This is a genomic window from Pseudomonas sp. AM8, from assembly GCF_036346475.1.
GTDB lineage: Bacteria > Pseudomonadota > Gammaproteobacteria > Pseudomonadales > Pseudomonadaceae > Aquipseudomonas > Aquipseudomonas marginalis.
The window spans coordinates 229,810-255,376 of sequence record NZ_JAOTNX010000004.1; the positions used below are offsets into that span (position 1 = coordinate 229,810).

The following is a 25,567-nucleotide window of genomic DNA, read 5'->3' on the forward strand; positions in this document are numbered from 1 at the left end:
ATGGCTTGTGACCGGGGCCACCATTGCATAGGCTTGCGCGATTGTTTCACCTGCGCCGCTCGCAGGACCGCTTCGAGGAGATCACCGATGGGCTTGAACAACCAGTGGATGCAACGCGACCTCGCGGTGCTGTGGCATCCCTGCACCCAGATGAAAGACCACCAGCAACTGCCGCTGATCCCGATCAAACGCGGTGAAGGCGTCTGGCTGGAAGACTTCGAAGGCAAGCGCTACCTCGACGCCGTCAGCTCCTGGTGGGTCAACGTGTTCGGCCACGCCAACCCGCGCATCAACCAGCGCATCAAGGACCAGGTCGACCAGTTGGAACACGTGATCCTCGCCGGTTTCAGCCACCAGCCGGTGATCGAGCTGTCCGAGCGCCTGGTCAAGATGACCCCCGAGGGCCTGACCCGCTGCTTCTATGCCGATAACGGTTCGTCGTGCATCGAAGTCGCGCTGAAGATGAGCTTCCACTATTGGCTCAACCGTGGCCTGCCGGACAAAAAACGCTTCGTCACCCTCACCAACAGCTACCACGGCGAAACCATCGCCGCGATGTCGGTGGGCGACGTGCCGCTGTTTACCGAGACCTACAAGGCGCTGCTGCTGGACACTATCAAGGTGCCGAGCCCGGATTGTTACCTGCGCCCCGAGGGCATGAGCTGGGAAGAACACTCGCGCACGATGTTCCTGGCCATGGAACAGACCCTGGCCGAGCACCACGACAGCGTCGCCGCCGTGATCGTCGAACCGCTGATCCAGGGCGCCGGCGGCATGCGCATGTACCACCCGGTGTACCTCAAGCTGCTGCGCGAGGCCTGCGACCGCTATGGCGTGCACCTGATCCACGATGAAATCGCCGTGGGCTTCGGCCGCACCGGGACCCTGTTCGCCTGTGAACAGGCCGGCATCCGCCCGGACTTCCTGTGTTTGTCCAAGGCCCTGACGGGCGGCTACCTGCCGTTGGCCGCCGTGGTCACCACCGATGACGTCTATGACGCGTTCTACGACGACTACCCGACCCTGCGCGCCTTCCTGCACTCCCACAGCTACACCGGCAACCCGCTGGCGTGCGCAGCGGCCCTGGCAACCCTGGATATTTTCGAAGAAGACAACGTCATCGAAAACAACAAGGCCCTGGCGCGGCGCATGGCCACGGCAACGGCGCACCTGGTCGACCATCCGCATGTCTCGGAAGTACGCCAGACCGGCATGGTGCTGGCCATCGAGATGGTCCAGGACAAGGCCACCAAGACCGCTTACCCGTGGCAGGAGCGCCGTGGTCTCAAGGTGTTCGAACACGCCCTGGAACGCGGCGCGTTGTTGCGGCCGTTGGGCAGCGTGGTGTATTTCCTGCCGCCCTATGTGATTACACCGGAGCAGATCGATTTCCTCGCCGAAGTTGCCAGCGAAGGCATCGACATCGCCACCAACAGCAAAGTCAGTGTTGCCGTGCCCAAAGACTTTCACCCAGGCTTTCGAGATCCAGGCTGATCGCCGAATTCCTTGTAGGAGCGAGCTTGCTCGCGAAGGTATTCCAGGCGCATCGCTGTGTCGGATGTAGGTTCTTCGCGAGCAAGCTCGCTCCTACATAAACCTCTTCAGAGAACAGAAATGAGACTGTCCCGCTTTTTCACCGACACCCCGCTGAGCCTCGGCGATCACGAACTGCCCGAAGCCCAGGCGCACTACATCAGCCGCGTGCTGCGCATGGGCGAAGGTGACGCCGTGCAATTGTTCGACGGCTCCGGCCAGGAGTTCCTGGGCAGCCTGCTGGAAGTCGGGAAAAAACGCGTCGCCGTGCAACTGACGGAAAGCTTCGCCGGCCAGGCCGAATCGCCGCTGCACATCCACCTCGGCCAGGGCCTGTCCCGGGGCGAACGCATGGACTGGGCGATCCAGAAAGCCACCGAGCTGGGCGTCAACGCCATCACGCCGATCTTCAGCGACCGCTGCGAAGTGCGCCTGAAGGACGAACGCGCCGACAAACGCCTGCTGCACTGGCGCCAGGTGGCGATCAGCGCGTGCGAGCAGTGCGGGCGTTCGACGGTACCGGTGATTCACCCGCCGTTGCTGCTGGCGGACTGGTTGAAGCAGGTCGAGGCGGACCTGAAACTGGTGCTGCACCCGGTGGCCGAGCCGCTGGTCAGCCATGCCAAACCTGCGAGCCTGGCGTTCCTGATCGGGCCCGAGGGTGGATTGACGGATGGGGAAGTCGAAGTGGCCCAAGGCGCCGGCTTCCACGCCGCCCGCCTCGGCCCGCGTGTATTGCGCACCGAGACTGCGCCGGTGGTGGCATTGGCGGTAGCCCAGCAGCTGTGGGGTGACTTCTAACCCACTTTGCAAACCCTCCCACATTTGGATGGGGTTACCCCTTCTTACTCCACCGGATCGCTGATCGGCTTGGCAATGATCGCCTTCAACTCACTGGTCATCGGGAATTCCAGGTTCAAGCCCTTGGGCGGAATCGGCTGTTCAAACCAGCGCTGGTAAATCCCGTTGATCTCCCCCGAACGGTACAGGTCGCCGAGGGTCTCGTTGACCACCGCGAGAAACTGCGGATCATCCTTGCGCACCATGCAGCTGTAGATCTCCCGCGACTGCTCCTCGCCCACCACCACCCAGTTGTGTGGGTCCTTGGCCTTGGCACGTTCGCCGTAGAGCAATGCATCGTCCATATAGAACGCAGCCGCGCGGCCCGTCTCGAGCATCTTGAACGCCTCGCCGTGGTCCTTGGCGCTGATCACGAACATATTGCTCTTGTGCTCGGCGTTGTAGCTCTTTAGAAAACGCTCGTTGGTGGTGCCGGCGGTAGTCACCACGTTCTTGCCCCCCAGGTCGGCGAAGCCCTTGATACCGCTGTCCTTAGCCGTCAGCAACTGGCCTTTCACGTAAATAAACCCGTAGGAAAATGCCACCTGCTTCTGCCGCTCGGCCGTGACGCCAGTGGAGCCGCATTCCAGGTCGACGGTGCCGTTCTGCACCAGCGGAATCCGCGTTTGAGAGGTCACCAGGTTGTACTTCACCTTAAGGTCGGCCACCCCGGTTTTCTGCTGGATACGCTCGACGATCTTACTGGCCAGGTCCACCGAATAGCCCATCGGCTTGCCGCTGTGATCCCCCACGTAGGAAAACGGCACCGACGCATCGCGATAACCCAGGGTGATGGACTTGGTACTGGCGATCTTGCCCAGCGTACCGTCCAGCGGCGCCTGGTTGGCATGGGCGTGTACTCCCAGCAAAAGGCCCAGGGTGCAGCCGGTCAACAGGATTTTTTTCATTGTTATTCTCCGTTGGTCTTTGACGTTATTTTCGTACCGCAATCACGCTGATTTCCACCAGCACGCTCGGCCGCGCCAGTTCCGCCTGCAGGGTAGTGCGCGTCGGCGCCATCCCGGGCGATAGCCAGGCGGCCCACACCTCATTCATCGGCGCGAAACCGCTGCCGATGTCTTTCAAGTAAATGGTCGCATTGAGCAAATGATCCTTGTCACTGCCGGCCTGGGCCAGCAGCGCATCGATCCTGGCCAGCACTTCGCGGGTCTGCGTCGCCACATCCAGGCCTTCGCCGGGCACCTGGCCCGAAAGGAATACCAGATCCTTGAACGTGACGGCGCCGGACAGTCGGTCGTTGCTGCTGATTCGGTTGATGGTCATGGGTCAATCCTCACGCGGCGCGGGGCGCCAGGCCCTGCATATCTATGGAAGGTAGGTGGTGGCCGATCAGCTCGGCCAGCAATTGGCCGCTGCCGCACGCCAGGGTAAAGCCGAGGGCGCCGTGGCCCAGGTTCAGCCACAGGTTGCGATACACGCTGGGGCCAATCAGCGGCACACCGGTCGGGGTGGCGGGACGCATACCGGCCCATTCCACAGCATTGGCATAGTCGCCAGCCGTAGGAAATGTCTCGACCGCCTGGCGTTTCATCAGCGCCAGGCGCTTGGGCTCAAGGCTGGCGTCAAATCCGACGATATCCACCATGGCCGCCACCCGCAGCTGTTCGCCGATACGCGCGTAGACCATCTTGCGGTCGTAGTCGGTGATGCTCACATTCGGCGCCTGGTGCTGTGCGCCAATCGGTACGCTGAGGCTATAGCCCTTGAGTGGATACAGTGGCAGTGACACGCCGGGCAATGCCAACTCGGCGGCGCGATGACCGGCCGCCAGCACCAGGTGTTCCACCGGCATCACTTCGCCGCCCAGCTCGATGGCCTGTACCGCGCCGTCGGCATGGCGAATCCTGGTGACCTTGCGCCCCAGCAGAAAGGTGCAGCGCCCCGACGCTTCAAGGCGTGCCGCCAGCTGTTGGCAGAAGGCATGACAGTCCGCCACTTCTTCATTGGGCGTATAGATACCACCGACAAACTCACCCGCCACCTGCGCCAGCGCCGGTTCCAGGCGCGCACAATCCAGCGCCGACAGCACCTGTTGTTGCAGGATGTCGGTGACCTTGCTGCGCGCACGCTCAAAGGTATCGGCATTGCGAAAGGTCACCAGCTTGCCGTTACGCCGCCAATTGAACGTGTCCAGGCGATCGTCGACGCGCCATTGCTGCAAGGTGTTTTGGCTCAGGCTCGCCAGGCGCAGCAAGTGCGCGGCGTTGCGCTTGTTCACCGAGCCACGGCAGGCGCCGATGAACGCGGCCATCCAGCGCCATTGTCGGGGATCCAGGCGTGGGCGCAGCTTCAGTGGCGAGTCACCGCGCAGCAACCAGCCAATCGCCTGTAGCGGCACTCCCGCATCCGCCAGCGGTGCGACGTAGCGGTAGGACAATTGCCCGCCATTGGCGAAGCTGGTTTCGCTGCCCACGGTGTCACGCGCGTCGATCACCGTCACTTCATGACCTGCACGTACCAACGCGTAGGCACTCGCCAGGCCGATAACGCCTCCACCAATGATGCAAACCTGCCTGGCCATTCAACACCCCCAGCCCTTGATCCAAGAAAGCCCCAGGGTAGGTGCAGGTGACAGGCCGCCGACAATGAATAAAGATGGGGCACCTATAAACAAAGGTTATGGACCTGCCATGCGCTTGCGTCATATCGAAATCTTCCAGGCCATCCGCCAGACCGGCTCCATCAGCGCCGCCGCGCAGTTGCTGCATGTCTCCCAACCGGCGGTGACCAAGGTGTTGCAACATGCCGAGTTACAATTGGGCTTCCCGCTGTTTTTGCGGGTACGCGGCAAATTGCAGCCCACGCCCGAAGCCCTGGCGCTGGAAAGCGAAGTCGAAAAAGTCACCGCGAGCCTGCAAGGCGTGCGGCGACTGGCCAAGAGCCTGCGCCGCGCCCCGGGGCAAAGTGTACGGATTGGCGCGATCCCGGCATTGGCACTGTCGCTGCTGCCCCCGGCGATCCTGGAATGGAAGCGCAAGTACCCGGACATCGCCTGCGAACTGTCCAGCGACCATAGCCGCGAGCTGGTGCAAAAACTGTTGATGCGCGAAATCGACCTGGCACTGACCCTCAGCTTCTCCGGCCATCCCGGGTTGACCACACAAGTGCTGGCCAACGGTGTGTTGGTGGCCCTGGCGTCGAAAAACTACTGGCCGGACGCTGAGCTGCATCAGGCCCTGCCCCTGGCAGACCTCGCGGGAGCACCGCTGATTGGCCTGTCCAGCGCCGACCCGCTGGCGGCGAAGCTCGACAACTACCTGGAGAGCGTCGACCCGCCGCCTCGGGTGACGATCTCGGTGCAAACCTATTCCCTGGCGCGGGCAATGGTGGAGTCCGGCGCCGGCTTGACGGTCATCGACCCCTTTACCGCCCTCGGCGCATCGACGGCGACCACCTGCATCCGCACGCTTACACCGCCGCTGCCGATCACCCTCTATGCCCTGACCCGTGCCGATGAACCACCGCCGCATATGCTGGCCAACCTGCTACAGATCTTCGGCAACCGGGCTCGGGAGCTGCTGGAGCGCCTATAACACGTAGTGCATGATCGCCACGAAATGCAGCAGGCTGCCGCCGATCACAAACAAATGCCAGATCCCATGGGAATGCCGCAGGCGATCCTCCAGGGCAAAGAAGATGATGCCGACGGTGTACAGCACCCCGCCCGCCGCCAGCCAGGTAAACCCCGCCGTCCCCAGCGCGGCGATCAGCGGCTTGACCGCCACCAGCACGATCCAGCCCATCACCGCGTAGATCACGATGGACAGGATGCGCGCCTCGGAACGCGGCTTGATCTCCTGCAGGATGCCGATCACCGCCAGCCCCCACACGATGCCGAACAGCGTCCAGCCCCACGGGCCTCTCAACGTCACCAGGCAAAACGGCGTGTAGCTGCCGGCGATCAGCAAGTAGATCGAAAAGTGATCGACCTTCTGCATGATCTCTTTTCGCCGCCCCTGCACGCTGTGGTACACGGTCGACGCGCTGTACAGCACCATCAGCGTAAAGCCATAAATCGCCACGCTGACGATTTTCCAGGGGCTGCCGTCCAGGCTCGCCACCACCAACATCCACACGGCGCCAATACACGCCGCGACCGCACCGAGCAAATGGCTCCAGGCGTTGAATCGTTCCCCGTGATACATCTGTCACTGACCTCCTGTAGCCGCTGGAACTGGCTGGCAAGCGTCCAGCCTTGCGCATAAGAGTGCAAGCGACTTGTGACGTTCCGAGGACGCCGCCGGGTTTTGCGGGCACAATCGGACGCATTCGAACAAGAGCCCACGGCCATGCTGATCGACGAAGAATTCACCCTCAAGAAACTGGAAATCTTCCTGGCATTCATGCGCACCGGCAACCTGGCCCGCGCCGCCGCCGAGCTGCAAACCAGCAATGTCAGCGTGCACCGCGCCATCCACTCGCTGGAAAATGCCTTGCGCTGCCCGCTGTTCAAACACGAGGGCCGCAACCTCACCCCGCTGGAAAGCGCCTACGTGTTGGAAGAACGCGCCCAGAAACTCATCGCCGATGTGGTCGACAGCGTACGCCTGACCCGCGAAGCCGCCGGTTTCTCCGCCGAACGCTTCAAGCTCGGCTCGCTGTATTCGCTGACGGTCAAGACCGTGCCGCAATTGATCATGGGCCTGAAGATCAGGCGCAGCGAACTCAATATCGACCTGATCCTCGGCTCCAATTTCGACCTGCTGTACAAGCTCAAGAATATGGAAGTCGACGCAATCCTCATCTCCCTCGACGAACACGCCAACGACCCCGACTGCGAACAGATCGAGCTGTTCTGCGACGACATCTTCCTCGCCACCCCGGCCGACTCACCCTTCGACCGCGCCCAGGAAATCGACCTGGCCGACGTGCGCGACGCCACCTTCATCACCCTCACCCAAGGCTTCGCCACCCACCAGGATGGCAACCGGGTATTCAAGCAGGCGGGGTTCGAGCCGAAGGTGGCGATGCAGGTCAATGACATCTTCACACTGCTGAGCATGGTCAGTTCGGGGGTGGGTTATGCGTTGCTGCCAGGAAGGATCGCGGCGGTGTACGAGAACCGCGTGAAGCTGATACCGCTGCAACCCAGGTATCGGTTGCAGCAGCATATCGGGGTGGTGTTCCTGAAGGCCAAGGAGCGTGATCCGAATTTACTCGCGTTGTTGGCGGAGTGTCGGATGTATGCCAATCGGCAGGGAACAGCCTGACACTCCGCAACCCTCAAGGTCAGCCCACCAACCCACGCACAATGAAGTACAGCAACGAAGGCCCCAGCAAACACCCAAGCCCGGTATGGAACGTCGCCGTCAACGCGCCATACGGCACCAAGCGCCGATCCGTCGCCGCCAGCCCTGCCGTCACGCCGCTCACGGTGCCGGCCAGGCCACCGAACACCATCGCTGAACGCGGATTGTCCAAGCCCATCCAACGCGCCGCCACCGGGGTGCCGACCATCACCAGGATCGCCTTGATCAACCCGGTCGCAATCGACAGTGCCATCACATCCGAAGTCGCGCCAATCGCCGCACCGGTCACCGGGCCGACGATGTAGGTCACCGCACCCGCGCCGATGGTGGTCATGCTGATCGCGTCGCGATAGCCAAACACCCAGGCCATGCTGGCGCCGACGATAAACGGCAGGATCGTGCCCAGCAGCAGCGCAATCACACCGATCATCCCGGCCTTGCGCGCCTCGGTGGCCTGCACCTCGAACGCCGTGGCAACGATGGCGAAGTCGCGCAGCATCGCGCCGCCCATCAGGCCAATACCAGAGAACAGTGCCAGGTCGGCCAAGCCTTTTTGCCCGCCGGTAAGGGTGCCGCCGACCCAGGCCAGGACCAGGCCGATGACGATGGCAATCGCCGAGCCGTGGATGCGCCCGAACGTCAGGCGCTTGGACAGCACCACGGAAATCCACATCACCACGCCAACAAACGCAAACGCGGTGATCAGGCCGTTATGTTCCAGGCCTTTTTCGATGAGATCCCACATATCAGCGACCTCCCGCAGGCACGATCAGCGGCTCTTCGGCGGGCAGAGGCTCGCCCTTGTGGGTACGGCTGATCAAGGCGATGGTGCAACCACAGACCACCACCGAACCAATCGCCGCCAGCACCGCGACCGGGCCGCCGTGCAGGGCGGTTACGACGTTCTGCTGCGCGGCCATCGCCACCACCACGGGGATATACATGGCGCCCCAAAAGCCCACGCCCATCTCGCACTCCTTGGTCATGCCGCCGCGTTTTTGCATCCACAGGCGAGCGCAGATCAGCAGGATCATGGCGATGCCCACCCCGCCCACGTTGGATTTGACGCCCAGCAACACGCCGAGCATGTCGCCCATGATCACACCTGCAAGCGTGCAGATCGCCAGCAATGCCACACCGTAAATAATCATTGTTGTTGTCCTCGAAGTGCTCGATCGAAATTGTTGTTTTTGTGCTTCGACAGCCTTGGGTGGTGCTTTATCGGTGGCGGCGCTCCTCCTCTTCCAGCAGGGCCTGCAAGGTGTCCAGGCGTGCGCCTTCGCAGGCGATCACGGTGCCTTGTTCGAACACGCGGCGTGACAGGCCGGTGAGCACGGCGCCCGGGGGCAGTTCGATTTGCAGGCGCACACCACGCTCGTAGGCGCTTTGCACGGTGCCGCGCCAGTCAACGACGCGGCACATGTTGAAGGCCAGGTCGTCGCGCAGATGTTCGGGGTTGTGGATCGGCCGCGCGCGAGTGCTGCTCAGGTAGGTGATGCGCGGCGCCTTGAGCGGGACAAATGCCTGGGCCAGGACCTCGGCCGGCTGCTCCAGCAGCGCGCAATGGGACGGCACACTGACGGCCAGGCGCTTGGCGATGCCGTTGCCCTTGATGCGCGCGGCAACACGCTTCATGGCCTCGTCGCTGCCGGCGATCACGCTTTGGTTATCGGCGTTGATATTGGCCAGGTACACCGGGGTTTCAGGGCTGTGGATGTCGGCGAGGAGTGTTTCGACGGTGGATAACTCCACACCGATGATCGCGGTCATGCCGTAGCCGTGTGGATAAGCGTTTTGCATCAGTTGGCCGCGCAGGCTCACAAGCTTTACCGCATCGGCAAAATCCAGGGCCCCGGCGATGACCGCAGCCGGGTAGGCGCCGATGGACAGGCCCGCCACGTAATCCGGGGTGCGCTCCAACAGGCGGGCGTGGGCGACGCCGGCGATCAACAGGCACAGTTGCACGGCGCGGGTACTGGCCAGGGCTTGCGCGGAATCGAGCACGCGCACGTCTTCGCCCAGGGCATCGCTGGCTTCTGCCAGCACAGGTTCGGGCAACGACTTCAGCATGCCTGGTCGCTGAGCGCCCTGCCCTGGAAACACCAGCAGGCTGCTCATGCCACGGCCTGCCAAGGGTCGAGCACAAGATGCGCGCCGCTGGTAGTTTTCAGCAGCACACGGCGTGAGCCGCTGGCCCATTCGCGCAAGGCGACGGCGCCAAACGGGGTTTGCAGTTGCAGGTCCACAGGGCACACCGTCGTGTCCAGGCTCGCCAGCAGGTCCTCGGCAGCGGCGCGTTCAAGGCGCTTGGGCGTACGCAGGATCAAATCCAGATCACTCTGGGCATGCAGTGCTTCGATGCCGGTGGCCAATTCAAAGCCTGCGCTACCGCTGACGCCCCATGCCTCGTGCACCAGCACCGAACGCAATTGAGCAAGCGCGTGCAGCGCGGGTAAATCCCGTGACGAAACCACGTCGCGCAGGGCTTCCGGTGCAACACGCCGCTGCACCGCCGCCAGCGGCATCTCGGCGGCGAACCGCTGCTCACGCAAACGCCCGCGCACGCCGACCGCCACATGCCCCGGCGCGGCAATGGCGCGGCGCACCACTACGGGATGGCCGGCGCCGAGCGCTTCGAGCACCCAGGTCGGAGCACCGGCGGGCGCATGCGCCGGGGTCATGCCCCAGAGCAAGTCGTGGGCGTTCACCATTGTTCCCGCAGCAGTTGGCGAACCTGGCTGGAGGCTGCCCGATTAGTCGCGCCGAGGCGTCCGCGCAGATCGGCGCTTCCGATGTCCTTGATCGCATTCACCAGGCAATCACTGACCCGCGCTACATCGTCCGCCGTGGGCTGTTCAATCTGGCTGACCGACAAGGTCTCCCACAGCAAGCCGAGGCTGGCATAGCTGTCGATGTCATAGGCCATGGGCGGCACACTGGCGGCCAGGGCTTCCAGCTCTTCGACGCTGCGCAGGGTCACCCGCGCGGCCGAGGCCTTGCCCATGGCGTGCACCATTACGCCGGGGTCGCGCAGGGCAATCAGGCGGTTGGCCTGGTAGCCATGGGCCAGGAACGCACCGGACATGGCCTTGCCCACCAGCAGCGCAATCACCGGGTGGCCGGCGAGGCGCGCGCGGGCATAGCTGTCGGCCGCAGCGGCCAGGGCCTGGTGGATGCCGAGGGCTTCTTCGCGACGGCCATAGGCTTGGCTGGGCACATCGACGATGGCGATGATGGGCCGCTTGTCGCCGCGGGCGATGGCCTCATCGACGGCCTTGGCCAGGCCCCAGCCCTCGAGCAGGCCGACTTCGCCATTGCGCGCCCGAGGGAAGCGGTTTTGCGCGTCGGTCACCACGGCGACAAAGCGCACCTGTTGCTCACCCAATACACCGTCGGCCACCCTCAGCGACGCCGGCAAATCGTCTACAACTGGAGCGCCGGCGCTCAATGCGTTGAACCACTGCAAGCCTCTCATGAGCGTTCTCCCTGATACAGCTCGCGCACCGTCGCCGGGTCGATTTGCGCTACGGCGTCCAACTCGGCCAAGCGTGTGAGGTAATAATCAGCCTGGCGACTGCGTTGTTGGGCGGGCACGCCTTGCTGCAACAACGCGCTGACCGTCTGCTGGATCTGCGCCGCATCGTCGGCCACGTAACGGTCGGCCAGGCCGCTGTTGAAACGCTGTTCGCCGCCCGTGAGGCTCCAGATAAAAGGACGGTCGCGAGAGTCGTACTCTTCCAACCCGGCTTCCTGTTCGATCACCTGCGGACCGTTCAGGCCCAGGCGCGCTTCGCGGGTGACGACGAGGTAGCTGCACAGCCCGGCGGCGATGGACATGCCGCCGAAACAGCCAACGCTGCCCGCCACCACGCCGATCACCGGCTGGTACTGGCGCAGGTCGACAATCGCCGCGTGTATGTCGGCAATCGCGGCCAGGCCGAGGTTGGCTTCCTGCAAGCGCACGCCGCCGGTTTCCAGCAGCAGCAAGGCGCGGGTCGGGATGCCCTTGCGGTTGTCTTCGGCGGCCAGTTCCAGGGCGCCGGCGATTTTCGCGCCGCCCACTTCACCGAGGCTGCCGCCCTGGAAGTTGCCTTCAATCGCTGCAATCACCACAGGCAAGTCGCCGATGCTGCCCTTGGCGATCACCACGCCGTCATCGGCCTGGGGCACCACACCTTGGCGGCTGAGCCAGGGCGACATCACCCGCTGGAACGGGTCGATCAGTTCGCGAAAGGTGCCCGCATCCAACAAGGCCTTGGCCCGCTGCCGCGCACCCAGTTCCACGAAGCTGTGTTTAGCCAGCAAGTCAGTCATGGCCAATCTCCTCGAATCCCTGTTCCAGGCGCAAACGCACCACGCCTGGGGTGGCGCCGAAATCGTGGATATCAATGTTCAGGGCCGGTGGCGTCTGCTCCTGGAAGATGCGTTCGAACAGGTGCTGCCAGCGTTGTTCGGCGCCATTCACCGAGGTCTGTACCTGGATGGTCAACGTGCCGGCCGTGCCCGGCTCCAGCAGCACTTCCAGGTCGCCCGAGCCGACGCAACCCACCAGCGCACGGCCTGTTGGCGGCTGCCCGGCGGGGAATTCAAAGGATAAGGTTTCCATCACAACGCTCCGTCGAGGCGGTCGATAAACAGGCAGGCGGCCAACAGGTCGGCGGCGCCACCGGGGGAGGCATTCAGGGCCAGCAGTTGATGGTCCAGCTCATGCAGTTGGCGGCGCCCGGCGAGGCTTGCGCTGCCGCCGGCGTCGAGCACGGCCTGGGCACCGCGCTGCATGGCATGCAGGCCTTCCAGGCCGGCGCGATAGAGCACGCAGGTGTCGGCCAGGTCGGTCATGATCGCGAGCAAGGCGTCAAGACGCGCGTTCTGTTCACCGACGTTCTGGCGGCGGCTCTGGCGCAGTTGCGGCAGACCGCGTTGGGTCACGGCGGGGAAGCCCAATTGCGCTTCTTCACGGGCACCGCGTGCGCCGTAGCGTTGCGCGACCTGGGCGCCGTGGCTCATCGATTGGGGCGCGTAACGGTCGTTGAGCAGGGCCAGTCTGGCGGCGTTCAGCGTTATGGCTCGCGGTTCCAGGGCAGCCGCTGCGGTCAGCAGGCCAAGGGCCCAGATCGCACCGCGATGGGTGTTCACGCCGTGGGTGGTGACGAGCATCGCCTGTTCGCCTTCGCGCCCGATACGGCCGAGGGCTTCGCGCAGGGGCAAGCCGACTTCACCGAGTTCAAGCGCCGCCTCGGCCATTGCCTTGAACATCGGCCACAGCGACAGCGCCGAGGCGTGCATCAGCCCCAGGTGCAAATCACTGTGGGCGCCGTTGCCGCGACGGTCCACCAGGGCGGGCTTGGGCGACAGGTCGGCTTCATCGATCAGCGCATCGACGGCCATATCCGCCAGGCGATCCGCGAGGCTGAGTTCGTGCAGTTTAAGGGCGCGCATTTACCAGCTCCTGAATTTGGCGGGCGGGTTGTACAGGCCACCGGACCACTCCACCAGCTCGGCCACACTCTTGGCGGCCAACAGCTCGCGGGTGGCGTCGGTGCGGCGGATGCCCAAGTCTTCGGGCAAGGCGATCAGGCCTTCGCGGCGCATGCGCGCGGTGTCCTTGGGGTTGTGGCGCATGCCGATGGCGGTGACCCCGGCGACGGCGGCGATCATCGCCTGGCGCTCTTCCAGGGACCGCGCCTTGTACAGGTAGGCGATGCCTTCTTCGGTGAGCAGGTGGGTGACGTCGTCACCGTAGATCATGATCGGCGCCAGGGGCATGCCGCTTTTGCGCGCCACTTCCACGGCGTCGAGGGTGTCGACGAAGGTGGGCTTGCCGCCTTCCTGGAAGGTCTCGACCATCTGCACCACGAGCTTTTTGCCGCGTTCCAGCAGCGCGACCGGCGCATCGTCGTGACGCATATCCAGCCAAGCCGGCGTGCCATGGCGGCGACCGCGCGGGTCGTGACCCATGTTCGGCGCCCCGCCAAAGCCGGCAAGGCGACCACGGGTCACGGTGCTGGAATGGCCGTCGCCGTCGACTTGCAGGGTGGCGCCGATAAACAGGTCCACCGCGTATTGGCCGGCCAGCTGGCAGAACATCCGGTTGGAGCGCATCGAACCGTCGCGGCCGGTGAAGAACACATCCGGGCGCGCGGCGATGTAGTTCTCCATGCCCAGTTCGGTGCCGAAGCAATGCACGCTTTCCACCCAGCCGCTTTCGATGGCGGGGATCAGCGTGGGGTGCGGGTTGAGGGTCCAGTTGCGGCAGATCTTGCCCTTCAGGCCCAGGGATTCACCGTAGGTGGGCAGGATCAATTCGATGGCGGCGGTGTTGAAGCCGATGCCGTGGTTGAGGGACTGCACATTGTGTTTTTCGTAAATGCCGCGGATCGCCATCATCGCCATCAGCACATGCACCGGCTTGATATGGCGCGGGTCGCGGGTGAACAGCGGCTCGATGTAGAACGGCTTGTCGGCCACCACCACAAAATCCACCCAACTGGCGGGGATGTCGACGCGGGGCAAGTCGCTGACGTCATCCACCAACTGGTTGACCTGCACGATCACGATGCCATCGCTGAACGCGGCGGGTTCGATCAGCGCCGGGGTGTCTTCGGTGCTGGCGCCGGTGTAGATATTGCCGGCACGGTCGGCCATGAAACCGGCGGACAGTACGACGTTGGGGATCAGGTCCACCACCAGCCGTGCATAGAGTTCGATGTAAGTGTGGATCGCACCGATTTCCAGCAGGCCGTCTTCCAGCAATTGGCTGATGCGCAGGGATTGGGTGCCGGCGAAGGAAAAGTCCAGCTTGCGCGCAATGCCCTTTTCAAACAGGTCCAGGTGCTCGGACCGCCCGACGCTGGGCATGATCATGTGCAAATCGTGGAGTTTGGCCGGGTCAGTCTGGGCCAGGGAGCGCGAGAGGAAGTCGGCCTGCTTCTGGTTGTTGCCTTCCAGCACCACGCGGTCGCCGGGGAGGATCAGCGCCTCAAGCGCCTCGACAATCCTGTCACTGGGCAACACGGCCCCGTCTGCGATTTTTTTGACCAGCCCCAGCCGCCGCTGCTTCTCGTCGCGCCGCCGCGTCCAGCGCGAGTCGGGGTTTATTGTTGTTGTCATGGTCGCTCCACGGGTTTGCTGTCGTGGGCTGTACCTTAGGAGTGATTCAAGGGGCCATCAATCAAGCTGGGCGGCAGATCATTACGGTTGGAGTAATGGAACATCAGTAAACGCTGAGCCGAGCCAAAAGATGATCTAAATGTGGGAGGGGCGGTGCGACGATTCGACTTGCCCCCGATAGCGGAGGGTCAGCTAAGTGATGTATCAACTGACACTCAGCCATCGGGGGCAAGTCGAATCGTCGCACCGCCCCTCCCACATTTGCTCAGTAGTGCCTGTTAGATAGCGGTCCCAAAAAGGGAATGATCAGTCCCTGGCTGGGACCTCTTCCGCAGAAGGGCTGACCTGCTCCAGAGCTCTATCCACCAACAACTGCCCCAACTCGGCCATTTGCTGGATCCCAAGCATGATGGCGCGCTGGGAAGTGTCCAGGTCGAAGGCCAGGTTGCAGGTGAGTGCGTTGAGGGAGGACAGGGTTTCGCTGGCGTTGACCAGCAGGGTTTCGGTGTTTTGGTGGGGGTTTACGGTGAAGAGGCTTGCGGGCGGATTGGGGGTAGGTTTGACCATGATTTACAACTCCGATATGTGATGGAGACTGCCCTCTTCCGCTTGCACGCGAATTAAGGTGGCAGCTGTGCGCAGGTGTGCAAGACCGGGCATATCGGACCCCGGCAGACCCCGAAGGATCTCCCACGCACAGCCGCCATAACAAATACAGCAGGCATAAAAAACGCCCGTTGAATGGCTATGGGCGTTGGTGCGCCGACATGTAACCGGACTTGCACGTCCGTGTCACCGTTTTTTGCGATGACGGGACGAAGACTAGGCGCGCGGGCTGCACGCGACAAGTTCATGCATAACCCAAAATCTTGCAGGAAAAATCCGAAGCCCCAGCCGCAGCCGCCAGCCAGCGCAAGGCCAAAGCCCTGCAATAGGGTGACGCGGAGCGTGGGAACGATCATCGACACTCAGAAGAGAATTATCTGACAGACTTTTCAGGTTGTTGCTCGGAACCGTTGTCCCTAGCCTTTTCGCTCCGAATAGCTACGGGCAGGCATCATGAACCCGATCGTTAATCCCGATGCAAGGCCATTGCAGAGCGTGATGTATCACATCACAATCGCGCCATGATCGTCAGCTGGAAACATAAAGGACTCAGGGCGTTCTATGAGACCGGTTCAACCAGAGGCATCAACGCAAATCATGCAAAGCGCTTGCGCCGCATGCTGCTCATTCTGGACAAGGCCGAGCACCCAGATGCACTGGATCTGCCCGGCTGGCGCTTCCACCGTTTGAAGGGCGACCTGATCGACTACTGGTCAGTCAGCATAAGTGGTAACTGGCGCATCATTTTTCGGATGTTCGACGATCAGGTCGAACTGGTTGATTATCTTGATTACCACTGAGTAGAGGTATCGATATGGGTATGCACAACCCACCTCACCCAGGTGAAATTCTGCTTGAGGACGTGGTCCCAGCCTTGGGCATCACCATCACCGAAATGGCTAAACGTCTTGGCTTTGCCCGCGAAACTTTTTCAAGGATCTTGCATGGCCACGCTCCCGTCAGCCCGGACCTTGCCGTCCGGTTGGAGCGAGCCGGCGTAAGTACTGCACAACTATGGCTATCGATGCAAAGTGCCTACGACTTGTGGCAGGCCGAGCATCGGGAGCAGCCGTTAATTGAGCGGTTTGCGCGGATTGATTGAGGGCTTGAGCAAGTCTCCCTGCGTAGCAGCTGTCGAGCCCTGGCGAGGCTGCGTCAGCGGTGTGTCAGACGGGCCGCAAGCGCAGCCTCGCCGGGGCTCGACAGCTGCTACGCAATATCACATTCAGATGCCCCTCCCACAGGGGATCCTCACATGACTTAGATTCACGCCAACCCGGACTCCACCAGCAACGCCTCGAGCCCCATCAAATCCGGCACCTTAGCCACATGTTCCCCCACCTGCACCGCCGCCAGTTCCAGCGGGCACAGCGGCACGTCCACGTAGCTCAATTCGCTATCGAGCTTGTACGACCGTGGAATACCCTGGATCACCAGCGCAATAAACTTCAACGTCGGTCGGCCGCCCAGTGCATTCAACACCACGATCCGCGAGCGTTCGCCGGTCACGCCGGCCTCGCCGCACGCCGCTTCAAAGCTGATCAACGGGATTTGCCGATCCCGCCACGTCACTTGCCGCAAATACCACGGCGGCGCATCGCTGGCCGGTTCGCCGCGTTGGAAGTCGATCAACTCGGCGATGGCGACGTTGGGCAGTATCAGGTGGCGGTCGGCCAGGGGCAGGAGCAGGCCGGTGAGTTGGCTGGTGCGGTGGTCAAGCACGGGATTTGCTCCAGTAGGCGATGCTTTCGAGCAACACCGATTCCTGGTACGGCTTGCCCAGGTAGTCGTTGACGCCGATAGCCATGGCGCGGTCGCGGTGTTTCTGGCCGGTGCGGGAGGTGATCATGATGATCGGCAGGCGCATCAGCCGGGGGTCGTTGCGCACCTGGATGGCCACTTCGAAGCCGTCCATGCGCGGCATTTCGATGTCGAGCAGCATCAGGTCGGGGGTATGTTCCTCGAGCACGGCAAGGGCGTCGATGCCATCCTTGGCGGTGAGTACGTTCATGCCGTTGCGCTCCAACAGGCGGCTGGTGACTTTGCGCACGGTGACCGAGTCGTCCACCACCAGCACCAGCAGCGGGCGCTTTTTCAGCGGGTCGTTGAGGATCAACGGAGCATCCACCGCCTGGGCCGGCAAGGCCGGTTGCCGGGCGCGGATGTGCGCGAGCAGGTCGATGATCAACACCACGCGCCCATCCCCCAGGATGGTCGCCCCGGATAACCCCTGCACCCCGGAAAACTGCGGGCCCAGGCCCTTGACCACAATCTCCCGGGTGCCGGCCATGGCGTCCACATGTACCGCCACACGTCGCTCGTTGCACTGCACCAGCAATACCGGCACGGGTTGATACTGGCCCAGTAATTTCGGGCGACCGACGGTGTGCAGCAGGTCACCCAGGTAAAACAGCTCGTAGCGTTGGCTGGCATATTCATAACACGGCGGATCCTGCTGGTAGTGCCCCGCCAGCTCATGGGGCAGCACCCGCACCAGCCCTTCGATGGTGTTGAGCGGGATCGCGTATTGATCGTCCGCGCAGTGCACCATCAACGCCCGGTTGACCGACACGGTAAACGGCAGGCGGATGCGAAAGTGCACACCCTCCCCCGGTGTCGAGTCAATGAACATCGAGCCGCCGAGCTGGCGCACTTCTTCGTGCACCACGTCCATGCCCACGCCACGCCCGGAAATCTGCGTGATCTTTTCCGCCGTGGAGAACCCCGGCTGCAGGATGAACTGCAACACATCACGGTCGCTCATCTCTTGATGAGGGGCGAGCAAACCGCGCTTGATCGCCTTGCGCCGCACCGCATCCAGAGGCACGCCGGCACCGTCGTCGCGCATGTCGAAAACGATATCGCCGCCTTCGTGGGTCAGGTCCAGGGTGATGCGGCCCTTCTCCGGTTTGCCGGCCAGCAACCGCGCATCGCGGGACTCCAAGCCATGGTCGACGGCGTTGCGCAGCATGTGTTCCAGCGGTGCCGCCATGCGCTCCAGCACATTGCGGTCCATCTCGCCCTCGGCATTGCCGACGATGAATTCCACGTCCTTGCCCAACTCGCCCGCCACCTGGCGCACGATGCGTTTGAGGCGCGGCAGCATGCGCTCGAAGGGCACCATGCGCGTGCGCATCAGGCCCTCCTGCAACTCGGTGTTGATACGCGCCTGTTGCTGCAACAGGCCATGGGCGTCCTCGTTGCGGCGGTCGAGGGTGTCCTTGAGGTCGAGCAGGTCGGAGGCCGATTCCGACAGCGCCCGGGACAGTTGCTGCAACTGCGAATGACGGTCCATTTCCAGCGGGTCGAATTCTTCATAGCCCAGGCGCTCGGCCTCGGCCTGTTGACGACTGAGGATGCGCCCCTGGGTTTCGGTGTCGAGGCGGCGCAGTTGGTCGCGCATGCGTTCGATAGTGGTTTCCACCTCATGCAGGGCAATGCGTGCGTCGTTGACTTGCTGCTCGATACGACCACGGAAGATCGAGGTCTCGCCGGCCAGGTTGACCAGGTCGTCCAGCAGGTCAGCGGAAATCTTCACCATGTCGGCGCCGGGATCAACCACCGCTTCGACCTTGCCTGCGGGCAGCGCCACGGGCGTCACGGGCTCATCGCTGGGGTGCACCAGGCTCTTGATACGTTCGATGAGCTTGTCCACCGAACCCACCGGCAGCCCATCCGCCACGGCGTCGATCATCTGCGCCAGGCGGTCGTGGCAGCCCTGCAGCAACGCGAACAGTTCGGCGGACGGCGCGAGCAAACCGGCGGACAGCCCTTCGTAGAGAAATTCCAGCTCATGGGCCAGGTCACCGATCGGCCCGATCTCGACCATGCGCGCGCCGCCCTTGAGGGTGTGCAGGTCGCGCAGCAGGGTTTCGACTTCCTGGCGATTGTTCGGCTCGGCCTGCCAGCGCAGCAAGGCGCTGCCGGAGCTGTCGAGAATGTCGGCGGCTTCTTCGAGGAAGATGTCCAGCAACTCGGGGTCGGTGCCCGGCGTTTCCGCAGGTGGAGCGGCCTGTGCAGCCGGCATGCCGCCCTGGCGTAGCGCGCGCAACCTGGCGACCAGTTCGGCGCTGTCGCTCAAGGGTTGATGGTGCTGCAGTTCCTCCAGTTGCAAGGCCAGTCGCTCATGGCTGGCCATCAGCACCTGCGACAGCTCGCTGGAGTAGCTGTAGCGCCGATCCACCAGGCCTTCGTACACGCACTCCAATTCATGGGCAAGGTCGGCCACCGGTCCGATGTCGGCCATGCGCGCGCCGCCCTTGAGGGTGTGCAGGTCGCGCTGCAGGGACGACAACGGCGCGGCACTGTCCGGCTCCAGCAGCCAGCGCTTGAGCGACTGCCCCGCACTGTCGAGGATATCCACGGCTTCTTCGAGGAAGATCTCCACGAGTTCATCGTCGATCCACGTTTCATCCTGCAGTTGCGCGGTGGCGGCGCCCAGTTCGGAGATGCTCAGGGTACGGCTGCCGTCGCTTTTGATCAGGCCGGTGGCAGAAGGGTCCAGCGCATCGTCCAGCAGTTCGCGCAGGGCGTGTACACGTGCCGGAGCCGGGATGATTTCCTGGCCGGCGGCCAATTGATCGAGCATGCTGATCAGCGCCTCATGGGCCTGTTCGGCCTCATGGAAAAACCGCTCGCTGACCGCCAGGCTGCTTTCTTCCACGGCGCCGTAGAGGTCGAGCAAGGCTTCGCAGAGTTCATCGATGGCGTGCAGGTCAGCAACATGCGCGCCCTCCCCCAACGTGGTCAATTCATCCAGCAGCGCGGTGAGTTCCTGGCGTTCGCCGGGGTGTTGCTGCCAGCGGCGCAGCAGGCTTTCGGCGTCGAGCAGAATGTCCATGCCCTGGGCCAGGAAGTTGGCAATCAGTTGCGGGTCGCGCTTGATCCGCAACCCCGTGTTGGGGGCGTCGAGCAGCGCGGCCAGTTGATGGTCGAGCAGGGCCTGGGTACGGCGGATCAAGTCATCCGCGCCCTTGATCGGCACCAGGGGATCGCGGTCCAGTTGACGCAACCCGCGCTGGAACAGGCCTTCGGCTTCCAGCAGCAACTCGACTTCGTCCAGGTCCAGCGGCAGGCGATGGGCCTTGTATTCGCGGGTCAGGTGATCCAGTGGGCGCACCAGCTCGGCGATGGGCAACACGCCAGCCATGTAGGCGCTGCCCTTGAGGGTGTGCAGGGCCCGTTGCAGTTCATCGCTGACTTGCAGCGGCACATGCTCGGCGGCCTGTTGCAGGAAGTGGTTGAGGCTGTCCAGATGGCTCTGGGCTTCGTTGCGGAAGATCTCCAGCAACATCGGATCGTGGGGTTCTCCGGCCGACGCTGCGGCGCCGTTGGCCCAGGCGTGGGCGCGGGCGGCCAGCGCGTCGACCTCATCGCGCTGGTGTTGGTCGTCAGTCGCGAAGTCGGCGATCAATGCCGGCAAGAGGGCCACGGCATCACCCAGCACCTGTTGTATTTCCGGGCCGAGGGCGACGCTGCGCTCCAGCACACGGTTGAGCAGGTTTTCCACGGCCCAGGCCAGCTCCGCCAGCACCAGGGCGCGCACCATGCGGCCGCTGCCTTTCAAGGTATGGAAGGCACGGCGCATTTCGCCTTGGGCCGTTTTGTCCGCGCTGTTGGCCAAGTGCCGGTGCAGCACCTCCAGGACCTCGTCGGTTTCTTCGAGGAAGACGTCGCGCAGTTCATCATCGATGGGCGCTTCATCGGCCGGAGGCGGCAGCAGGCTACCGGGGCGTTGCAAGGCCGGCGGATTTAGGCGCGACGTCGGGTTGGCCAGTGCGTCGAACTGGGACTGGCTGGGTGCAACCTCACTCGACAGCACGCCATCAGGGGCTACCAGTGCCTGACGCCAGGGCTTCTCGGCGGGCAGGTAACCCAGCGCAGCCAGGCTCTGGGTGGCCAGTTCCAACACCCGTTCACCGGCTGCGTCGGGGTCCAGGAGCATACGTTCGAGGTAGTACTCCAGACTGCTGATCACATCAGCGAAATGCCCCAACTGTGCCTCGGACGGCGGGCTGTCGTTGACCATCAACTGTTCGTCGACATAATCGGTGCAACCGCGCATCAGGCTTGCCGCGCGGGGCAAGGGGATCATCGCCAGCGCGCCGCGCACCTGGCTCAGCAGTTCCGGCAGGGATTCCAGGCGCTGGCGGTCCCAATCGGCTTCGATACAGTCGATCACCAGCTCCTTGGCTTGCTGCAGGCACTGGCAGGATTCGCGGATGACCAACTGGTGGATCTGGGTCAGGTCGGTGGTGGGCAGGCGGCTCTCTTCATGGCCTTCCGGCTCGACGGTGCCGACCATTCCCGCCAGCGTGGCTTCCACATAGAGCAGCGCGCCGGCGACGTCCATCAACACCGCATCGTTGGGCTCGCGATGCCCCTGGGCCAGGCTCAATACCACGGCCAGCTGGTCGATGATGACTTTGCGCGGCTGGCCAAACCCCAGCACCGCGAGGGTATCGGCAATCTGTCGCAGGGGCGCCAGCAGCGCGTCGAGGTCGCTCGTGTGCTGGCGGTCGCTGCGCACGAACAGGTCGAGGCGCTCTTTGACCCGGACCAACTCTTCACACAACGCACCGAGCACCGAGCCCATGGCGTTGCGATCCGGCCCGGCAAGGCGCGCGCGTTCGGCGTCCACCACCGTGCTGTCGGGCAAGGCCTCATCCAGGCTGTAGCGCTCTTTCAGACTCTGCATGCGCGGGGTCGGTCGGGTGACTTTGGCGACGTAAAACAACAGGCTCTTGAGCAGTTCATCCGGTGCGGGTTGGTTGATCCCGCCGATGCCCTGTGCCAGCAGGCGCTTGAGCTGCTTGTCGCTGGCCTTGAGCAGGCTGCGCAGCGCCGGGCTGTTGGCGACTACGCCGGTGAGCATGCCCTCGACCAGCGCCGACGCCACTTGCCACAGCGGCAACAGCGGCGCGCCCTGGCACAGCGCCTCAAGGCGCGCGAACACCCGCGCCATATCTTCCAGGTTGCTCGGCCCGTGGTCTTCACGCAGCAGCCCGGCGAGGGCTTGCTGCAACAGTTGATGCCACTGGCGCAGTTGCGCCTGGAGGTCGGCCGGCGCACGTTGAGCCAGGGCGTCATCGGGAAGCGGCGCAATCGACAGCAGTTGCGGGCTGAACAAGCTGGTTTCCGACAGCAGGCTTTCGCCGTGGGCACTGCGCAGGTCGTTGAGCAGCGGCAGCACCACCAGCGGTAAATCACGGCGAGCGCTGTGCACCCGGTCAAGGTACAACGGCAGTTGGCCCAGGGCCTGTTGCAGCAGGCGGATACTTTCCTCGCGCTGGCCGACATGCCCGGCCTGGAGCGCCAGGGCCAGTTCTTCGATCTCTTCGGCCAGCAGCGCCGCGCCGTAGAACTCGACCATTTGCAGCGCACCATGCACCTGGTGGATAGCGTCCAGGCACTGGCTGATCACGCCATCGTCGTGGGTCTCGACAAATGCATCCAGCGCCGAACGGGCCTGTTTCAGGGTTTCGGCAATGTCGCCCTTGACCCATTCGAGGGCCACGTAGTCGTGCCGATCAACCATAACTGCTCCGCTTAGAATTCGTGGGTTGCCTGGATCTCAAAGCCAATGGAGATCGAGTGTGGGAGGTGGCAAGCCCCTCCCACATTTTGACTGCATTTCAATCATCAGCCTGTTTGGCCGCTGGCAGGGTGAAACCCGACACCGACCTGCGCAACTGGCTGGCCATCTTCGCTAAGTTGCCGATGCTTTCGGCGGTAGCGGTGGAGCCCGATGACGTCTGCGTGGTGATCTGCTGGATCACGTTCATGGTCAGGGAGATCTGCCCCGCCGATGAGGTCTGTTGCTGCGCCGCGTTGGAGATGCTCTGGATCAGCGCGGCCAGGGTTTTCGATACGCCTTCGATCTCTTCCAGCGCCACCCCGGCGTCCTGGGCCAGCCGTGCACCGCGCACCACTTCGGTGGTGGTCTGTTCCATGGAGATGACGGCTTCGTTGGTGTCGGCCTGGATCGCGCGCACCAGGGTTTCAATCTGCCGGGTGGCCGCCGACGAACGTTCGGCCAGCCGCTGCACTTCATCGGCCACCACCGCAAAGCCGCGTCCGGCATCCCCGGCCATGCTCGCCTGGATCGCGGCGTTGAGGGCGAGGATGTTGGTCTGGTCGGCAATGTCGTCGATCAGGCTGACGATGTCGCCAATCTCCTGGGACGACTCGCCCAGGCGTTTGATGCGCTTGGCGGTGTCCTGGATCTGTTCGCGGATGTTGTCCATGCCGTGGATGGTGTTGTGCACCACCTCGTTGCCTTTGTTGGCGATTTCCACCGAACGTTCCGCCACCGCCGATGATTCGGCGGCGTTGGCCGACACCTGGTCGATGGACTGGGCCATCTGGTTGATCGCGGTGGAGGCTTCGGCGATCTGCTGGGCCTGATGCTCGGAGGCCTGGGCCAGGTGCATGGCGGTGGCCTGGGTCTCTTGCACGGCACCCGCCACTTGCCCGGCGGTGAGGTTGATGGTGGCCACCAGGTCGCGCAGCTGGTCCACGGAATAGTTGATGGAGTCGGCGATGGTGCCGGTGAAGTCTTCAGTCACCGAGGCGGTCACGGTGAGGTCGCCGTCGGCCAGGTCTTCGATTTCATCGAGCAGGCGCATGATCGCGTTCTGGTTGCGCTCGTTCTTCTCGGCGGTCTCGTGCAGTTGGCGGTTGGTTTCGCGCACCATCACCAGTCCGATCAGGATGATCGAGGCCAGCGCCAACAGGCCCAGCACATAGCCGCCGATGGTGTCGAAGCTGCGTCCGCTGGCGAGGTTTTCAAAACCGGTGGCCAGGTGCGAGGCTTCATCGAGCAGGGTTTGCGACAGGTTGAAAATATTGCTCGCCGAGGCGCGGACCTGGAACAACTGCGGCGAGGTTTCGAGGATTTCATCCACGGAGCCGGAGACAAACTCGAACAGCTCGGCGATTTCCGCCAGCCGCGCGCGGGCATCGCGGTCTTCGACCTGGGTGATGCGCAGCCCGGGGTTGCCGTTGAGCATGCCATTGAGCACCTGCCCGAAGCGATTGGCATCGCGGCCAAAGGTGTCGGCGGCCTGGACGGCGGTTTCGTCACCGGCCAGCACCGTGTTGACCGCGCCCAGGATACGTTCGGCCAGCAGCGACTGGCGCTGGGCCAAGGCCACCTGGCTGGCCGGCGCGCCGCGTTGCAGCAGGATGTCGACGACCTTTTCCGACTCCATCTGCAATTGCGGTACGGTTTCGGCGAGGGTCGCGGCCACTTGGTGCAGGGACAGCACGGTCTGTTCGCTGGCGAGGATCGCGTCGGTGTTTTTCAACAGCGCTTCCCAGTCCGTCTGCACCGCGCGCATTTCGGCGCGGACCGCACTGGGCGCAGCGGGCAGGCCGGTTTCCGGGTCGCCTTTTTTCAGGTAACCCCAGCGCTGGGCAAAATCGTTGCGCGCGTCGCCCAACAGCTTGAATGCGGCGGCCTTGCCGGCGGCGGCCTCGGTAGCGTTCTTGGCGATGCGTTGGGACAGCACGCGCAGTTCACCGGCGTGGCCGATGTACTGCTTGTCGTAGGTGGACTGGGTGTTGAGGTAAGCAAAGTTGGCGAACAGCAGCATGATGAATACGATCAGCGCGATAAACAGTACGATGATCTGTGAACGGCTGCGCGAGCCGGCCTGGGGTTTGGGCGTAGTAGCGGTGGTCATGCGGCGACATCCATGAAGCCAGGGGCCTGGGCCAGGGCGAAGGGGCTGAAGACCTGCCACAGCGGCTCGCCGTCGAATTGGCCCTGGATAAATGGCGCGCCGGGGCTGGGGCTCGCCAGCAAGGCGTCTTGTGCAAAATGCTGCATCCCCACCACCTCGTCTACCAACAGCCCGACAAACAGATCGTTGTATTCCACCACCAGCACCCGCCGTTGCTTGCGCGCCTTGGACAGCTCAAGGCCAAGGAAGCCGCCGAGGTCCATCACCGGCAGCAAACGCCCGCGCAGGTTAGCAACACCCCTGACCCAGGCCTTGACCCCGGGCATTAAAGTGCAACGCGGCTCATGCAGGACTTCGGCGACTTCGCCCATGGGCGCGACATACCAATGCTGCCCCAGGCGAAAGCCAATCCCGCTCCAGCGTTGCAGGCGGGTTTCCTGGGACGGCAGGTCGGCGGCCAGCAGGCGGCAGCGGCGGTCGATGTCCAGCAGCAACTCGAAGGCGGTTTGCGACTCGGTCATG

The 25,567-nt window shown here is 63.5% G+C and carries 24 protein-coding genes; 6 read left to right on the forward strand and 18 right to left on the reverse strand.

Translation table 11 applies throughout. The features are described 5' to 3' along the window. Positions 1-87 precede the first annotated feature (87 nt). The gene (locus tag V3W40_RS12745; RefSeq protein WP_074847808.1) at positions 88-1,494 is read left to right on the forward strand and encodes an adenosylmethionine--8-amino-7-oxononanoate transaminase; all 1,407 of its coding nucleotides are present in this window, start codon (positions 88-90) and stop codon (positions 1,492-1,494) included. Positions 1,495-1,614: 120 nt separating this feature from the next. Beyond that, the gene (locus V3W40_RS12750) at positions 1,615-2,334 is read left to right on the forward strand and encodes a 16S rRNA (uracil(1498)-N(3))-methyltransferase (protein WP_330215114.1); all 720 of its coding nucleotides are present in this window, start codon (positions 1,615-1,617) and stop codon (positions 2,332-2,334) included. A 44-nt stretch (positions 2,335-2,378) separates the two neighbouring features. Here V3W40_RS12750 and V3W40_RS12755 read toward each other — a convergent pair whose 3' ends face one another. The 3 genes from V3W40_RS12755 to V3W40_RS12765 are packed head-to-tail and all read right to left on the reverse strand — an operon-like array spanning position 2,379 to position 4,915. Next, complete coding sequence (locus V3W40_RS12755) at positions 2,379-3,281, reverse strand: transporter substrate-binding domain-containing protein (protein WP_065947837.1); 903 nt, start codon at positions 3,279-3,281, stop codon at positions 2,379-2,381. 25 nt (positions 3,282-3,306) lie between these two features. Next, positions 3,307-3,657, reverse strand: a complete 351-nt coding sequence (locus tag V3W40_RS12760; protein WP_065923826.1) for a RidA family protein — start codon at positions 3,655-3,657, stop codon at positions 3,307-3,309. A 10-nt stretch (positions 3,658-3,667) separates the two neighbouring features. Then, the gene (locus V3W40_RS12765; RefSeq protein WP_065947839.1) at positions 3,668-4,915 is read right to left on the reverse strand and encodes a D-amino acid dehydrogenase; all 1,248 of its coding nucleotides are present in this window, start codon (positions 4,913-4,915) and stop codon (positions 3,668-3,670) included. Between the two features lie 109 nt (positions 4,916-5,024). Here V3W40_RS12765 and V3W40_RS12770 point away from each other — a divergent pair, with 109 nt between their 5' ends. Continuing rightward, on the forward strand, positions 5,025-5,927 hold the full coding sequence (locus tag V3W40_RS12770; protein WP_330215115.1) for a LysR family transcriptional regulator: 903 nt from the start codon (positions 5,025-5,027) through the stop codon (positions 5,925-5,927). Here the strand turns inward: V3W40_RS12770 and trhA are convergent. After that, a complete protein-coding gene (gene trhA / locus V3W40_RS12775; RefSeq protein WP_032884097.1) occupies positions 5,922-6,539 on the reverse strand; it encodes a PAQR family membrane homeostasis protein TrhA in 618 nt (205 codons plus the stop codon). The two genes, V3W40_RS12770 and trhA, sit on opposite strands and share 6 nt — an antisense overlap. 144 nt (positions 6,540-6,683) lie before the next feature. Between trhA and V3W40_RS12780 the strand changes: the two genes are divergently transcribed. Then, complete coding sequence (locus V3W40_RS12780) at positions 6,684-7,604, forward strand: LysR family transcriptional regulator (RefSeq protein WP_065923829.1); 921 nt, start codon at positions 6,684-6,686, stop codon at positions 7,602-7,604. 19 nt (positions 7,605-7,623) lie between these two features. Here V3W40_RS12780 and madM read toward each other — a convergent pair whose 3' ends face one another. The 10 genes from madM to V3W40_RS12830 form a co-directional block, all read right to left on the reverse strand. Next, positions 7,624-8,388, reverse strand: a complete 765-nt coding sequence (gene madM / locus V3W40_RS12785; RefSeq protein ID WP_027606067.1) for a malonate transporter subunit MadM — start codon at positions 8,386-8,388, stop codon at positions 7,624-7,626. 1 nt (position 8,389) lies between these two features. Continuing rightward, entirely contained in the window at positions 8,390-8,794 is a 405-nt protein-coding gene (gene madL, locus V3W40_RS12790) for a malonate transporter subunit MadL (protein WP_027606068.1), read from the reverse strand. A 67-nt stretch (positions 8,795-8,861) separates the two neighbouring features. Continuing rightward, complete coding sequence (mdcH, locus tag V3W40_RS12795) at positions 8,862-9,761, reverse strand: malonate decarboxylase subunit epsilon (RefSeq protein WP_065923831.1); 900 nt, start codon at positions 9,759-9,761, stop codon at positions 8,862-8,864. Further along, a complete protein-coding gene (locus tag V3W40_RS12800; protein WP_330215116.1) occupies positions 9,758-10,354 on the reverse strand; it encodes a malonate decarboxylase holo-ACP synthase in 597 nt (198 codons plus the stop codon). Before V3W40_RS12800 ends, mdcH begins: the two co-directional genes overlap by 4 nt. Continuing rightward, complete coding sequence (mdcE, locus tag V3W40_RS12805; protein ID WP_065946509.1) at positions 10,348-11,118, reverse strand: biotin-independent malonate decarboxylase subunit gamma; 771 nt, start codon at positions 11,116-11,118, stop codon at positions 10,348-10,350. Before mdcE ends, V3W40_RS12800 begins: the two co-directional genes overlap by 7 nt. After that, the gene (locus V3W40_RS12810; protein ID WP_330215117.1) at positions 11,115-11,957 is read right to left on the reverse strand and encodes a biotin-independent malonate decarboxylase subunit beta; all 843 of its coding nucleotides are present in this window, start codon (positions 11,955-11,957) and stop codon (positions 11,115-11,117) included. The genes mdcE and V3W40_RS12810 overlap by 4 nt, the downstream gene beginning before the upstream one ends. Beyond that, complete coding sequence (locus V3W40_RS12815; protein ID WP_065923835.1) at positions 11,950-12,249, reverse strand: malonate decarboxylase subunit delta; 300 nt, start codon at positions 12,247-12,249, stop codon at positions 11,950-11,952. Before V3W40_RS12815 ends, V3W40_RS12810 begins: the two co-directional genes overlap by 8 nt. Then, entirely contained in the window at positions 12,249-13,082 is an 834-nt protein-coding gene (locus V3W40_RS12820) for a triphosphoribosyl-dephospho-CoA synthase (RefSeq protein WP_065923836.1), read from the reverse strand. Before V3W40_RS12820 ends, V3W40_RS12815 begins: the two co-directional genes overlap by 1 nt. Then, positions 13,083-14,753: a malonate decarboxylase subunit alpha gene (gene mdcA / locus V3W40_RS12825; protein WP_330215118.1), complete on the reverse strand. Its 1,671-nt coding sequence runs from the start codon at positions 14,751-14,753 to the stop codon at positions 13,083-13,085. Positions 14,754-15,059: 306 nt separating this feature from the next. Continuing rightward, the gene (locus V3W40_RS12830; protein ID WP_065923838.1) at positions 15,060-15,320 is read right to left on the reverse strand and encodes a DUF6124 family protein; all 261 of its coding nucleotides are present in this window, start codon (positions 15,318-15,320) and stop codon (positions 15,060-15,062) included. 560 nt (positions 15,321-15,880) lie between these two features. On the opposite strand from V3W40_RS12830, the gene V3W40_RS12835 reads away from it, so the two are divergent. After that, positions 15,881-16,159 carry a type II toxin-antitoxin system RelE/ParE family toxin gene (locus V3W40_RS12835; protein ID WP_065923839.1) on the forward strand — a complete coding sequence of 93 codons (279 nt, stop codon included), beginning with the start codon at positions 15,881-15,883 and terminating at the stop codon, positions 16,157-16,159. 14 nt (positions 16,160-16,173) lie between these two features. Then, on the forward strand, positions 16,174-16,461 hold the full coding sequence (locus tag V3W40_RS12840) for a HigA family addiction module antitoxin (RefSeq protein ID WP_065923840.1): 288 nt from the start codon (positions 16,174-16,176) through the stop codon (positions 16,459-16,461). 164 nt (positions 16,462-16,625) lie between these two features. Here the strand turns inward: V3W40_RS12840 and V3W40_RS12845 are convergent, their stop codons facing one another. From V3W40_RS12845 to V3W40_RS12860, 4 genes are all read right to left on the reverse strand, one after another. Further along, positions 16,626-17,081: a chemotaxis protein CheW gene (locus V3W40_RS12845; protein ID WP_027606077.1), complete on the reverse strand. Its 456-nt coding sequence runs from the start codon at positions 17,079-17,081 to the stop codon at positions 16,626-16,628. Further along, positions 17,074-22,896, reverse strand: coding sequence for an Hpt domain-containing protein (locus V3W40_RS12850; RefSeq protein ID WP_330215119.1), 5,823 nt, complete (start codon positions 22,894-22,896; stop codon positions 17,074-17,076). Before V3W40_RS12850 ends, V3W40_RS12845 begins: the two co-directional genes overlap by 8 nt. Positions 22,897-22,993: 97 nt before the next feature. Further along, positions 22,994-25,045: a methyl-accepting chemotaxis protein gene (locus tag V3W40_RS12855; RefSeq protein ID WP_065923843.1), complete on the reverse strand. Its 2,052-nt coding sequence runs from the start codon at positions 25,043-25,045 to the stop codon at positions 22,994-22,996. Further along, positions 25,042-25,566, reverse strand: coding sequence for a chemotaxis protein CheW (locus V3W40_RS12860; RefSeq protein WP_065923844.1), 525 nt, complete (start codon positions 25,564-25,566; stop codon positions 25,042-25,044). The genes V3W40_RS12855 and V3W40_RS12860 overlap by 4 nt, the downstream gene beginning before the upstream one ends. Position 25,567: the final 1 nt, after the last annotated feature.